We start from the raw sequence: 12,725 nt of genomic DNA, 5'->3' as shown, positions 1-12,725 counted from the left end.
CCCGCTTTCACGGGCACAGAAAAAGGGAGGCATGACGCCTCCCTTTTTTGTTACGCTGCGTCGGAGCGAGACCTTATCTGTAGGTCTCGAGCTCGCGCTCGATATCAGCCTGTTTCCACTGATTCTCGCCGTACTTCTCCTGAATCGTGCCGACGATTTTCTCACGCCGACCTTCCATTTGCTCGATCTCATCGTCGCTCAGATCGTTCCATTTCTCCTTGACACGGCCTTTGAACTGATGCCAATTACCTTCGACCTGGTTCCAGATGGAGTTCGTTCGATCGGTTCTTTCCTTCTCGTACATGTGTTCTCCTTTCGTGGTTCGGTCTTCTCTGATTCCCGGTGGAACATTGTTTCGCTCCACCGTCTTGAAGCACAGTTATTAAGTGCAATGATGATGCCGGTCCCGGCAGTTCTGACGCCTCAGAATCCCGATCTCACCCAGACCCTTCTGGTGACGATCGGACTGAGTCTGATCGCCTTCCTGGCCACCGGCGGCGCGCTCGTCGGGTTCTTCCGGAGCCTGATGATCGAATCGGATGAAGGCCGCGTGCGATTCGGCAGACGAAGCCGGCTCTGGCTGGGGGTGCTGATCGCCCTGATTCTGATTTTTTCGGCCCTTATCGCGTTCATCGCGATAAGCTGAACCGGAAGAGATGCAGAAAAAGGCAGAAATCATGGACCTGAGGGGCAACCGGCCCACGCGAACGCGTGACGCACGGGCGCTAGTCGGAGCCTTCGCCGTCCTTGTTTCCCTTCTGTTCTCTCCTTCCGCAAGCGGCGAGGTGATCGAGATCGTCGTCGACGATCTGATCCATCCGATCTCGGCCGAGTTCATCGAACGAGGGATCGTCGAGGCCGAGAGAGTCGAGGCGGAAGCGATCCTCGTGATCCTCCGAACGCCCGGAGGCCTCGAGACTTCGACGAGAGAGATCGTCAACGCGATTACCCGGTCGGCGGTTCCGGTGATCGTCTGGGTGGAGCCGGCGGGGAGCCGGGCTGCATCCGCGGGATTCTTCATCCTCGTTTCGGCCGACGTCGCAGCCATGGCTCCCGGAACCAACACCGGCGCCGCTCATCCGGTCCTCCTCGGTGACCAGCTCGACGACGTCATGAAGGAAAAGATGCAGAACGATTCCGCTGCCCTCATGCGAACCGTCGTCGACAAACGTGGTCGCAACGTCGAGGCGGCCGAAGCCGCGGTCCGCGAGTCGAAATCCTACACGGAGGACGAAGCGCTCGAGCTGCGATTGATCGACGTCATCGCTGCAACGCGCGACGATCTGTTCGATCAGCTCGACGGGCGCTCGATCCGCCGGTTCGACGGCTCGAGCGCGACGCTCGATCTCGATGACCAGCAGGTGCGGACTCTCGAGATGACCGTACGACAGCGACTTCTGTCATTCATCATGGATCCGAATGTCGCCTACATCCTCTTCAGCATCGGCATGCTCGGACTCTGGGCGGAGCTGAACAATCCCGGAGCAATTCTCCCCGGAGTCGTCGGCGGGCTTTTCATTCTTCTCGCCGTATTCGCCCTGAACATCTTTCCGATCCGCTACGCGGCAGTCGCGCTGATTCTCCTGGCATTCGCGCTCTTCGCGCTCGAAGCGCTCGTGACCAGCCACGGCGTTCTCGCGACGGGCGGTGTCATCGCACTCTTCATCGGTGGACTGATGCTGGTCGACGGACCGGTGCCGGAGATGCAGGTTCACTGGGTGACCGCGCTCGCGGTGAGCCTCCCGATCGGTCTGATCTCGGTATTCCTCGTCACGATTGCAATCCGTGCACAGCGCCGTCGGACGGATACCGGTGAGGAAGGGATGGTCGGCGAGCTGGGAACGGCGCAGACCAGACTCGATCCGACGGGAAAGGTTTTCGTTCACGGCGAGATCTGGTCGGCGACGTCAACGAGTCCGATCGAGGCCGGGTCGACAGTGGTCGTCACACGGATTGAGGGTCTTCATCTGACGGTCGCGCCCGCCGACGCCTCGAGCGAGAATGCGCCTCCGCCGGACCGTCCCGCGACTCCATCGATATAATCGTTCCCACAGGAGGTACACATGGGTGGTTTTGGACTGACCGTATTTCTAGTCATCATCGGGCTCTATCTGCTGAGCTCGGTCAAGATCCTCGCGGAGTACGAACGTGGGGTCATCTTCCGCCTCGGGCGTCTCCTGGATGCCGCGAAGGGCCCGGGACTCGTCCTGGTCTTCGCACCTCTGGACCGGATGGTTCGGATCTCTCTGAGGCAGGTCGCACTCGAGGTTCCTCCCCAGGACGTCATCATGCGCGACAACGTCTCGGTGAAGGTCAACGCCGTCATCTTCCTTCGGGTCATCGACCCGAGAAGGGCCGTCGTCGAAGTCGAGGACTACATCTTCCAGACCTTCCAGTTCGCGCAGACGACGCTTCGCTCCGTCCTCGGAGAAGTCGAGCTCGACGATCTCCTGACCGAGCGCGAAAAACTCAACGATCGTCTGCAGGAGATTCTCGACAAACACACCGCCCCCTGGGGTGTGAAAGTCGTCAACGTCGAGGTCAAGCAGGTCGACATTCCCGAGCAGATGACACGCGCCATCGCCCGCCAGGCCGAAGCGGAGCGCGAGAAGCGCTCGAAGATCATTCACGCCGAGGGTGAGCTGCTGGCTGCCGAAAAGCTGGTCCAGGCGGCAGGAATGATGGCGAAGGAGCCGGTCACCATCCAGCTCCGCTATCTGCAGACGCTGACCGAGATCGGAATGGAGAAGAATACGACGATCGTCTTCCCTCTGCCGGTCGACCTCATCGCCGGTTTCACCGAGAGTGCTCGCGGCGCGGGTCGCACGTCACGGCAGAGCGGCTCGTCGGGTCCTTCGACCCTTCCCGGATCGACTCCTCTGTCGCGCGAGTGAAGGCCGTCTCGAAATCGTCAGCCGCTCGTTCGTGTTGATCGGACGGCACGGAGGAGTGGCCGAGTGGTTGAAGGCAGCGGTCTTGAAAACCGCCGTGCCGGGGAACCGGTACCGTGGGTTCGAATCCCACCTCCTCCGCCAGCGCCCTCTCCCGTAGCGACCGGATCATCGCTGGAATGTTTGGAGAGACGCCGTTGATTGAACAGCTCGCAACGAGCCACCACTGCGGAGAGATGGGAGAGTGGCTTAATCCAGCGGTTTGCTAAACCGCCGTACCGGGAAACTGGTACCGAGGGTTCGAATCCCTCTCTCTCCGCCACTCTTTCCCCCTTCGTTGACACTCTTCTCGACGGTCAGCTACTCTGCCGAACGGGATGGTTCTCTTCAACTATGCGACGAAGGAGATCACGGCCAAGATCGTCTACTACGGCCCCGGCCTCTGCGGAAAGACGACCAACCTCCAGTTCATCTACGACTCCCTCCCCTCCAACTCGAAGAGCAAGATGCTCTCGCTCGCGACCAAGACCGACCGCACGCTCTTTTTCGACTTCCTCCCGCTCGATCTCGGAACGATACGAGGAATGCGCACCAAGCTGCAGCTCTACACGGTGCCGGGGCAGGTCTACTACAACTCGACCCGCCAGCTCGTGCTAAAGGGTGCCGACGGAGTCGTCTTCGTCGTCGACAGCCAGGACTTCGCGCTCGACGCCAACATCGAGAGCCTCGAGAACCTCGACGAGAATCTCCGAAAGCAAGGTTTGCGGCTGAAGGAGCTCCCCCTGGTGATGCAGTACAACAAGCGCGACCTTCCGAACGTCCTCCCTGTCGATACGCTCGAGGAGAAGGTCAATGAGCTCGGCGTGCCATCGTTCGAGTCGGTAGCGATCTCCGGACTCGGCGTCGAGGAGACGTTGAAAGGAATCACCCAGCGTGTGCTCGACAGTCTGGGGAAGAAGTACGGGCTGTCCAGCAAGGAAGCGGTGAAGGACCTTCAGATGCTGAACCGGGAGGGAACGCCGGAGCCGTCGGATCAGCCGAGCGACGACGTCTGGGATGACGACGTCCTCGTGACCGAGGTGGCGACGCCGGGCTCGGACCGCGAGGAGATCTCGGTCGAGAGCGGCGAGGACGAATCGATCCCGCTGGTCCGCACGGAGCCGGCGGGCGACCGTCCCTTCAACGCCTCCTTTGCCGAATTGCAGATCCCCGGCGAGCTCCCCGCACCGGTACCAATGGATTCGGTCGAGATCCCCCTCCCCGACCAGATTCTCAGCTCGATTCCCTCCGCAACACCTCCCCTTGCTTCTTCAGCGGAACGTCGACAGGCCGACGGCCTCAGCCGCGAGGTCACCGTCCCTCTCAACCTGACTCTCGACGAGATCCGGCGTCACCGGAAGCTGAAGCTCAGAATCACCCTCGACGTGAATATCCTGAAGTAGGGATCAGGGATTAGGATTCAGGGAGCAGGATTCAGGAGCCAGGAGCCAGGTAGAGGATTTGAGGTCAGCGTTGGTTCGTCATCCTGAGGAGCGAAGCGACGAAGGACCTGGGGGCGGCTCGTGAGTCACGTGGTGAGTTGATGCAAGGGTGACTCACGATCCCCCGCCCAGATTCTTCGCCCGCGCTGCGCCGGGCTCAGAATGACGCGGTGGTTGAGCTAGCGAGCGACTACTGGGTACGCCCATGACTCCTGTCTCCTGATTCCTGGCTCCTGAATCCTGTCTCCTGTCTCCTAATCCCTAACCCCTGCCTCATCAGCTATACTCTCTCGCAGTTCTTTTCATCGCACCCGCATGGGTGCTCCAAGCGTCAGCGCGGCGATCCCGAAGCAAGGGATCAGGGAAGCTGGTGAAAAGCCAGCGCGGCCCCCGCCACTGTAACCGGCGACGAATCGCTCTCCGAAAGTCACTGAACCTCGGGTTCGGGAAGACGGAGCGAGACGGTTGACCCGGAAGTCAGGAGACCGGCCCGATGACGTCCAACCAGAGCGTGCTCGAAGCGCGCTCGCGACCTCCGGGGTGCGAGGCGGGCAGAAATCCGGCCTCCTTCTCATCCCGACACGCTTCGGTGGGAAGCGGAAGGAGACCAGATGCATCGTTTCTCAGTATTCGCAGTCTTCATCATTCTCAGCAGCGCCCCGGTTCCAGCCCTCGCAGCAGATCCCCCGGCCACCCCCGCAACCCAGGCAGAGATCACCGTGACGGCGTCCGCCATCGAGGAGCCCGTCGAGGAGGTCCCTGTCAGCGTCGAGGTCATCACACGCGAAGAGATCGAGCAGAAGCAGGCCACCGACGTCGCCGAGCTCCTGCGCGCGGTTCCCGGCATCATCGTGGCGCGCGCAGGTTCGGTCGGGAAGCAGGCATCGCTCTTCATGAGAGGCGCGAGCTCGACCCAGACGCTCGTTCTCTGGAACGGAATCGAGATCAACGATCCTTACTTCAGCGGCTTCGACTGGGGGAGGTTCCCGATCGAAGCCATCGAGCGAATCGAAGTCGTGCGCGGCCCGTTCTCCTCACTCTACGGAGCGGACGCGATCGGAGGAGTCATCAATATCATCTCGCGCGACCCAGCCGACGAAATGTTCGGCGCCGTTTCGCTCGGACAGAACGACTACGGTCACTTCAGAGCAGGCGTCAGCTCGGTCGGCGAGATCTCGACGCTCGTCATCGCGGAGGCGAGAAGCGACGAGGGATTTCACCCGAACGATGATTTCGAGCAACTCGCATTCACCGGTACGTTCCGTTTCGACCTACGCCCCTCGTTCGGAGCTGGGCTGGAGCTTCGATTCGACGATTACGATCTCGGCATCCCGTTCAATCTCGGTGTCCCCTCCCTCTCGAGAAGACAGAATGGGAGGGAGTGGCAGGTCGCCCTTCCGCTCGAGGGCCTGTGGCGCGGCGGCGCCTGGGACATGAGCCTCTCCCGGACCGAACATCAGATCGAGTTCGATGATCCCGAAGGCCTCTTCGGCCCGGAGACCGGCAGGACACGATCGACCACCGACCGGATCAGCGCATCAGCGGCGATCCCGACGGTGTTCGGCACGACGATCTTCGGTGCGGAGAGCGAAGAAGCCGTCGTCGAGGACGAGAGCTTCGGGTTCACGAATCTCGATTCCGAAGAGCGGCATCTCAACGCGATCTTCGCAGAGCAGCGGATGACCGCGCCATTCGACCGGGTCCGGTTCGATCTGATCGCCGGTCTCCGCTACGACGACTACCGTCAGTTCGGCGCGGAAACCTCCCCCCGCATCTCCGCTTCGGCAACCGTCGGTCCTCACCGAATCCGCGGCGCCTGGGGGGAAGCCTTCCGCGCGCCGTCCCTCGGCGATCTCTACTACCCGTTCTTCGGCAATCCCGACGTCCGGCCCGAAACGATGGAGGGATACGAAATCGGATACGACAGGTCATTCGAGAGCGGGCGGGTGAGCCTCAGCTGGTTCGACAACGACTACGAAAACCTGATCGTGTTCGACAATGCAACGGGACGCGCCGGGAACATAGGGCTTGCGAGCTCCAGAGGAATCGAGCTCGGCACCCAGGTCCGGCTTCGCGAGTCGATCACGGCGGCGTTCGCCTGGACGTGGCTCGAGACGAAGGACGAGGTCGCGGGACGGGACCTTCTGAGGCGCCCGCGGGACTCCGGCGCGCTCGACCTCGCATGGACGGACGGCGAATGGCGTGCGTCCCTCTCGACGATCTACAACGGTGACCGGCTCGACGTCGAAGCCGGCTTTCCCTTCGGCACCGTGCCGGCCGAAGAGTGGATTCGATCCGACGTCTCAGTCTCACGCCGTTTCGGATCATTCACCCCCTGGATCAGAATCGACAATCTGTTCGATGAGCAGTATCAGGAGACTCTCGGTTTCCCTTCTCCCGGGCGAAGGGTGATCGGGGGAGTGAGATATAGTCGCTCGGGAAAATTCTGACCCTGTCGCCTGTTCACGGCGACGTGGAGGACAAACTGAATGAATGAAGAGAGAAACATGCGGATCGCACTGCTCGCGGGCGTCATTTTTGCCGCTGCGATGGCTCGATTCGTACCGCACGTACCGAATCTCACCCCCGTCGGGGCGCTGGCGCTTTTCGCGGGGGCTCAGATCGGCCGGAAGGCGCTGGCCTTTATCGTTCCGCTCGCCGCGCTGCTGCTGAGCGACCTGATTCTCGAGATCACCGCCGGCATCGGCTTTCATTCGACGATCGGCTGGGTCTACGGCGCATTCGCTTTGATCGTCACGCTCGGATTTCTCGTGCGGAAAATCGGAATCGGACCTCTGACCGTCGCAGGCGGAGCCTTCGGGGCGTCCGGAATCTTCTTCCTCGTCTCCAACTTCGGCGTCTGGATGTCGACTCCGCTCTATCCGAAGACCGCCGCGGGACTCGCGGCCTGCTTCACCGCGGCCATTCCGTTCTACTGGTCGACACTCGCCGGCGACATCATCTGGACTGGCGTTCTCTTCGGCGCGTGGGAGGTCATCCGGAGATCGCGACCGGCGTTGCAGGCGTCGAACTGATTCGAATTCAACCAGAGGAGCATTCGAGATGAAGCCCAGCGAGAACGAAGAAGAATATTTCGCCCGCCAGGAGCTCGAACGCCGCAAGCGTGCGGCTGAAGAAAAGGCCAGCGCGATGGCCGGCGACGAAAAGGCCCGCCTCAAGGAGCTCCACTTCATGAAGTGCCCGAAGTGCGGGATGGATCTCGAGCATTTCGAGCTGAAGGGAATCGAGCTCGACCGCTGCGTTTCGTGCGGCGGTACCTGGTTCGATCAGGGCGAGCTCGAGGAGATGAGCGGCGGTGACGACAAGGGAGTTCTCGGGAAAATCGCGAGCATTTTCCGGTGACCGAAGAACCGTCGCCGGTGGCCGTCGCACCGGATCTCATCGACCGGCTGCGGCAGCGGTTTTCGGCGAGCCAGTCGAGTCGATTCCTCCATTTCAGGATCGAGGAGCTGCGGCTCGACTACGCCCGGCTCTCGATCGAGTTCCTCGAACAGTTCGACAACGGCGGAGGAGCGATCCACGGTGGAATCCTCGCGATGCTGGCGGATACCGCCACCGCCTGCGCGCTCTCGACCAACTTCGACGGCCGGATGGGCTTCGCCACCTCGAACCTGACGATTCATTTCACGAGCCGGGCGAAGACGGGGGTCACCGCCGAGGCTCGAATCGTCAAGAAGGGCCGCACGATCTGCGTCGGGCTCGTCGAGATGCGCGACTCGAGAGAGAAGCTCGTGGCCACGGCGAGCTGCGACTTCGTCCTGACGACCTCGAAGCTGCCGCAACGCGAGTAGACGCGTGTAGCGCCTAGCTGCCGCGCAAGGGGGGACGACCGGGAGGGCGAGCCTCTGGCGAGCCGCGGCCTCGGAGGATCAAACATCCCCACCGGGAGGGGCGGGAAGGTTGCGGTTTCAGGGTTGATTTTCGTACGGCGCACGTACTTTACCCTGAACGAACATTCCGCCATCTCGCCACGTTGCGGCTCGGCAGGAGCCTCGCCCTCCCGGTGATGCGGGGCGTCGCGCAAGCTCGAATGGCGCACCCGAAGAGTGCCGGTTGCAAACCGGCCCCGTTTGTCACGTGCCGGTTGGTAACCGGCGCTACAGCTCCGAAAGCTCGCTGAAGTACTTCGTGAACGCCACCATCCCGCCGGAAGCCTGTCTCCAGTCGAAATTCTCGTTCGGCGCATGATAGCCATGTTCCGGAAGCGAGAGTCCCAGAAAAAGGATCGGGCACCCGAGGACCTTCTCCATGGTCGGAACGGCACCGATCGATCCCCCCTCCCGGATGAAGACCGGTTCCGAGCCGAAGGCGAACTCCATCGAACGCCTCACGGCATCGGGCAAGGGTCCTTCGATCGGCGCGGAGAACGGTTCCATCTGGTTCTCCAGCACAACCTCCACGTCGGGATAGCGCTCCTTCAACCACTCCTTGACGAGCCCCGCGATCCTCTTCGGCTTCTGATTCGGAACCAGACGACACGAAATCTTGACCGTTACCTTCTGTGGAATCACCGTCTTGATCCCCGGGCCGGTGTAGCCGCCGACCACACCGTGTACCTCGAAGGTCGGCATTGCCCACAGACGTTTCATCGCGTCCAGGTCGTCGTCGGTTCGCATCGACTCGAGCTTGTGTGCCCTGAGGAAATCCCGTGTGCTGAATCCGGACTCGAGAAAGTCTTTTCTCTCCTTCGCCGACAGCTTGACCACGTCGTCGTAGAATCCCTTGATTTTGACCCGCCCGGTCTCGGCGTCGTGCATCTCGGTGACGATCTTCATCAGCTCGCCCAGCGGATTGCGCGCTGCTCCCCCCGTCGTCCCGGAATGCACGTCGGTCACTCCGGTCTCGAGGGTCAGCTCGAACGCCTGCATTCCTCGCAGTCCCGCCGGACAGGCCGGCTTCTTCCGAGAGACCCAGATCGTGTCGGAAACCAGAACCGAGTCCGTTTTCAGCTCGTCCTTGTGCTTCTTGAGCGCCTTCTCGAAGTTGGGCGATCCGATCTCCTCCTCGAGCTCCCAGATGAGCCGGATGTTGATCGGGATGCCCGCTTCTCTCGCCGCCCGGATTCCGAACAGAGCAGCGAGGGCAGGACCCTTGTCGTCCGTGGTTCCACGGCCGAAGTAGCGATCGCCCCTGGTCACCATCTCGAAGGGCTCGGTCGTCCACGGCTCGGTCAGCTTCGACGCCGGTTGTACGTCGAGATGGTTGTATAGCGTCACCGTCGGAGCGTCGTCGGAATGGTGGAACTCGCCAGCGACCATCGGCCATCCGTCGGTCTCGATGATCTGTCCCCGTCCACCCGCCTTCTCGATCGCCGACACAGCCAGACGGGCGCATCTCCGGATCTCATCCTCTCGCTCCGGCTCGGCGGACACTGTGGGGATCTCCACGAGCTCCCGGAGGAGCGCCTCATACTCACTCCTGCGCTCCTTCGTCCACCCGATCAGAGCCTTTTTCCTGACTTCCATCCGTTCCCCCTTCTTCATGCCGGCGGCATTCTACAGGCCGTGGTCCGTGACCGACCAATAGATGGCGTTGAAGAGGAGCGGATATGTTCCGTGGGTCTGTGCACGATTCTGCGGACGGAAACCGAAAAGAACGATGCGGCCACCGCCATGCTCGAGCGCGACCGCGGCCGCTGTCCGGGCGAGCTCTTCCTCTCCATCAATCCAGCCGGAGAGAAGGATCTCCTCGGGATCCTCCGGATACCACGCGAGAACGCGGCGCTTCGTCTCGGCTCCCGGAACCGTCGTCCTGAATGCGATCTTGTCGTCGTGGAACACCGGCACCGTAGCACCGAGTCCCCACGTCAGCGGCGTCCCCTGATCGACGTTCACCCGAAGAAGCGCCCCCGGGGCCGACAGCTTCGAGGCCGATCCGATTGCATTGCTCACCGGGAGATTGAACTTCTTGAGCACCCACTCGCTCGACGAATCGAGAGCGATCAGCGTTCCTCCGTCTCTCACGAACTGCATCAGCGACTGCTCGCCCGCCTCTCCGAAACCTCCCGCGTACTCGGCCGGATACCCAGGGAAATACCCCCTCTGACCATCCTGCGGCTCCCTCTCTCCGGTCACGAGCTGTGCGGCACCGATGTCGGGAAGGATGACCGCATCGAACGACGCCCTGAGGCCCCGCCGCGAAGGCGAACGGAGATCCGATGGGCTGATCGTCGCCGGATCGAATCCGAAACGCTCGAGGACGAAGCGCGTCCACCCCTCATCCATCGACGGAAGCGAGGTCGGCTGATAGATTCCGACTCTCGGCCTCCCAACGCGCACCGCGGTCTCCGGCACCTCACGCACCGGGAGAATGTCGACTCCCGCTTCTCCGGCCACCCTTCTCGCCGCCTCGGCGCCTCTCGGATCGACGATCCACGTCCCCGCTTCGATCAGCGCCGGTACGGGCACCTCGGCGATCGAATTCGAAGACTCGGTCATGACGTGCGCCGAGCCCGACGTCCTGAGCGCTTCGTTGACGAGCTTCGCCGATTCGGCGGATGCGCGCGGGATTGCGTAGTACGCGGCGTTCGCGAGCGGAGGTGCTGCCGGCGACAGGCCACCCATGATCGGCGCCGTGATCCTTCGCAACTGCACGTCGAAAGGAATCCGCGTGTGCTCGACCTCGACGTTCATCAGGAGCGGCAGACTCCAGGTCGAGACGTCGAAGGGAGCGAGCGGATCGGCTCCTGCGGCCTTCCGAATCTCCATGTACTTCTGCGGTCCCAGAATCTCGCGCACGAAACGGGCGTAGGGCTGGTCGAGAGGGATCCACCAGTTCCCCTCGCCGTCCTGCATGACGTCGACCCCGTGATCCGCCATCAGTTCGGCGAGCTTCCGCGCGGTCGGCCTGTTCTTCTGCGAGCGCGGAATCTTGTAGGCTTCGCGCTCGCTCGCCATCTGGATCGCCGATTCGGCTCGCTCCCGGATGTCGCGCAGAAAGTCTTCCCGATGCATCGACGCAACCTCGAGCAGCGCGTTCGCGCTGATCTGCTGGTATTCGATGATGTCCTTCAGCCGCCACCATCCCCCCTTCCAGGGATTCGGGAAATTGACCTGCGGCTTGTAGGCGAGAAGCCCCTTCCGTCCGCCCGCGAGCTCGGTCGGATGAACGTAGATTGGCGTCGCGATGCGCACAGATGCCGTCTCGGTCAGCAGTCCCGTGATGTTCTTCCACCATCCCGTGTTGCGCGTCCCTCCCATCCAGTACGCGTCGTATCCGTAGTCGTAGATGACGCCCGCTTTGCCGGCCTGCTCGAGCCGCATGCTCATCATCGAGCCGATCAGCTGGATCTCCCGCCAGATCAGCGGGTGAATGTCGGGGTCGAGTGGATCGGAAAACGGCGGAATGAACATCCTCGGTCCGATCGCCCCCATCTGGTGATGATCGACTAAGATCTGCGGAAACCACTCGTGGTAGAGCGCCCGGCTGAGCGCCCGCGTCTCGTTCTGAGTCAGCATGAACCAGTCGCGGTTGTTGTCGTGGCCGACGTAGTGGTGGTAGAGCTTCGGCATCCACCCGCCTTCGAAGTCGGTGCCCTTCTGAGCGCGGTACCAGTCGACGATCATCTGCTGTCCGTCCGGGTTGAGCGAGGGGACCAGAAGGAGAACGACGTCGTCGAGCCACGCCGCCTGTTTCGAGCCGGGGGGCGCCGTCGCGAGCTCCCAGGCCCAGAGCATCGCCATCTGCGACGAGCCGATCTCGGTCGAATGAATGTTGCAGGTGACGAGAACGACGGCCTTCCCGTTCTCTGCGAGCTCGTCGACGTCTCCCCCCCTTCTCGGATCGGCGAGTTTTGCGGCCTGATCCCGGATTGCCGGCAGATTCGCGATATTCGCCTCGGAGGAGATGACCGCCATGATCATCGGCAGGCCGAGCGTCGTTTCTCCGAGGTCGATCGTCCGGACTCTTCCGGAGGTCTCGTCGAGGTGGAGAAACCACCGCTCGATCTGATCGTAGTCGGCGAGAACGCCGTCGGCGCCGATCTTCATCGAAAGAAACTCGTCGGGATGCTTCGGCTGGGCCGAAAGGGAGATCGAGAGAAGCGAGACGGCCGCGGCGACTACAAGTAAGCAACGTTTCATGAACAACCCTCCGGAAAGATTTGGGAGACGGGTCGGGGAGGCGGGGTCGGGGGGGGTTAATTGAAAATAAAACGCCAAAGAAGAAAAAAAAAACCAATTTTTTGGTTTATTATTAACATTATAAAACCCCCCCCCCAGCGAGAAGACCCCCCCCCCCTTAATCAAACAGAAGCATGAGGGGGATTTAAGAGCGGGGCACCGGGGGTGAGTGCCAGAGTGCGCGAGTTTGTCGGGGGGGGGGCGCAGGGGGG

The 12,725-nt window shown here is 61.9% G+C and carries 11 protein-coding genes, 2 tRNA genes and 1 riboswitch; of the genes, 10 read left to right on the top strand and 3 right to left on the bottom strand.

The window, feature by feature from the left end; genetic code table 11:
• Nucleotides 1-73 precede the first annotated feature (73 nt).
• Nucleotides 74-304 carry a CsbD family protein gene (locus tag KY459_15540; protein MBW3566121.1) on the bottom strand — a complete coding sequence of 77 codons (231 nt, stop codon included), beginning with the start codon at nucleotides 302-304 and terminating at the stop codon, nucleotides 74-76.
• Between the two features lie 93 nt (nucleotides 305-397).
• Here KY459_15540 and KY459_15535 point away from each other — a divergent pair, with 93 nt between their 5' ends.
• From KY459_15535 to KY459_15490, 10 genes are all read left to right on the top strand, one after another.
• Nucleotides 398-646 (top strand): hypothetical protein, encoded by a 249-nt coding sequence (locus KY459_15535; GenBank protein ID MBW3566120.1) that lies wholly within the window; start codon nucleotides 398-400, stop codon nucleotides 644-646.
• A gap of 31 nt (nucleotides 647-677) precedes the next feature.
• Nucleotides 678-2,042, top strand: a complete 1,365-nt coding sequence (locus KY459_15530; GenBank protein ID MBW3566119.1) for a nodulation protein NfeD — start codon at nucleotides 678-680, stop codon at nucleotides 2,040-2,042.
• Nucleotides 2,043-2,063: 21 nt separating this feature from the next.
• Nucleotides 2,064-2,894, top strand: coding sequence for a slipin family protein (locus KY459_15525; protein MBW3566118.1), 831 nt, complete (start codon nucleotides 2,064-2,066; stop codon nucleotides 2,892-2,894).
• A gap of 49 nt (nucleotides 2,895-2,943) precedes the next feature.
• Nucleotides 2,944-3,035 (top strand) — tRNA-Ser (locus KY459_15520).
• Nucleotides 3,036-3,121: 86 nt separating this feature from the next.
• Nucleotides 3,122-3,213 (top strand) — tRNA-Ser (locus KY459_15515).
• A 55-nt stretch (nucleotides 3,214-3,268) separates the two neighbouring features.
• Nucleotides 3,269-4,333: a hypothetical protein gene (locus KY459_15510; GenBank protein MBW3566117.1), complete on the top strand. Its 1,065-nt coding sequence runs from the start codon at nucleotides 3,269-3,271 to the stop codon at nucleotides 4,331-4,333.
• Between the two features lie 339 nt (nucleotides 4,334-4,672).
• Nucleotides 4,673-4,881, top strand: a riboswitch (cobalamin riboswitch).
• Nucleotides 4,882-4,983: 102 nt separating this feature from the next.
• Nucleotides 4,984-6,822: a TonB-dependent receptor gene (locus KY459_15505; GenBank protein ID MBW3566116.1), complete on the top strand. Its 1,839-nt coding sequence runs from the start codon at nucleotides 4,984-4,986 to the stop codon at nucleotides 6,820-6,822.
• 39 nt (nucleotides 6,823-6,861) lie between these two features.
• Nucleotides 6,862-7,407, top strand: coding sequence for a hypothetical protein (locus tag KY459_15500; protein MBW3566115.1), 546 nt, complete (start codon nucleotides 6,862-6,864; stop codon nucleotides 7,405-7,407).
• Between the two features lie 28 nt (nucleotides 7,408-7,435).
• Nucleotides 7,436-7,735, top strand: a complete 300-nt coding sequence (locus tag KY459_15495; protein MBW3566114.1) for a zf-TFIIB domain-containing protein — start codon at nucleotides 7,436-7,438, stop codon at nucleotides 7,733-7,735.
• Nucleotides 7,732-8,184 (top strand): PaaI family thioesterase, encoded by a 453-nt coding sequence (locus tag KY459_15490; GenBank protein ID MBW3566113.1) that lies wholly within the window; start codon nucleotides 7,732-7,734, stop codon nucleotides 8,182-8,184. Before KY459_15495 ends, KY459_15490 begins: the two co-directional genes overlap by 4 nt.
• A 306-nt stretch (nucleotides 8,185-8,490) precedes the next feature.
• On the opposite strand, the gene KY459_15485 is transcribed toward KY459_15490, so the two are convergent.
• Together KY459_15485 and KY459_15480 are read right to left on the bottom strand one after the other, a co-directional pair.
• Nucleotides 8,491-9,858 (bottom strand): M20/M25/M40 family metallo-hydrolase, encoded by a 1,368-nt coding sequence (locus KY459_15485; GenBank protein MBW3566112.1) that lies wholly within the window; start codon nucleotides 9,856-9,858, stop codon nucleotides 8,491-8,493.
• A gap of 30 nt (nucleotides 9,859-9,888) precedes the next feature.
• Nucleotides 9,889-12,474 (bottom strand): hypothetical protein, encoded by a 2,586-nt coding sequence (locus tag KY459_15480; protein ID MBW3566111.1) that lies wholly within the window; start codon nucleotides 12,472-12,474, stop codon nucleotides 9,889-9,891.
• Between the last annotated feature and the right edge of the window lie 251 nt (nucleotides 12,475-12,725).

The sequence above is a fragment of the Acidobacteriota bacterium genome (assembly GCA_019347945.1).
Lineage (GTDB): Bacteria > Acidobacteriota > Thermoanaerobaculia > Gp7-AA8 > JAHWKK01 > JAHWKK01.
Note: the sequence above shows the minus strand (reverse complement) of the source record. Positions and strands in the feature narration are given on the sequence as shown.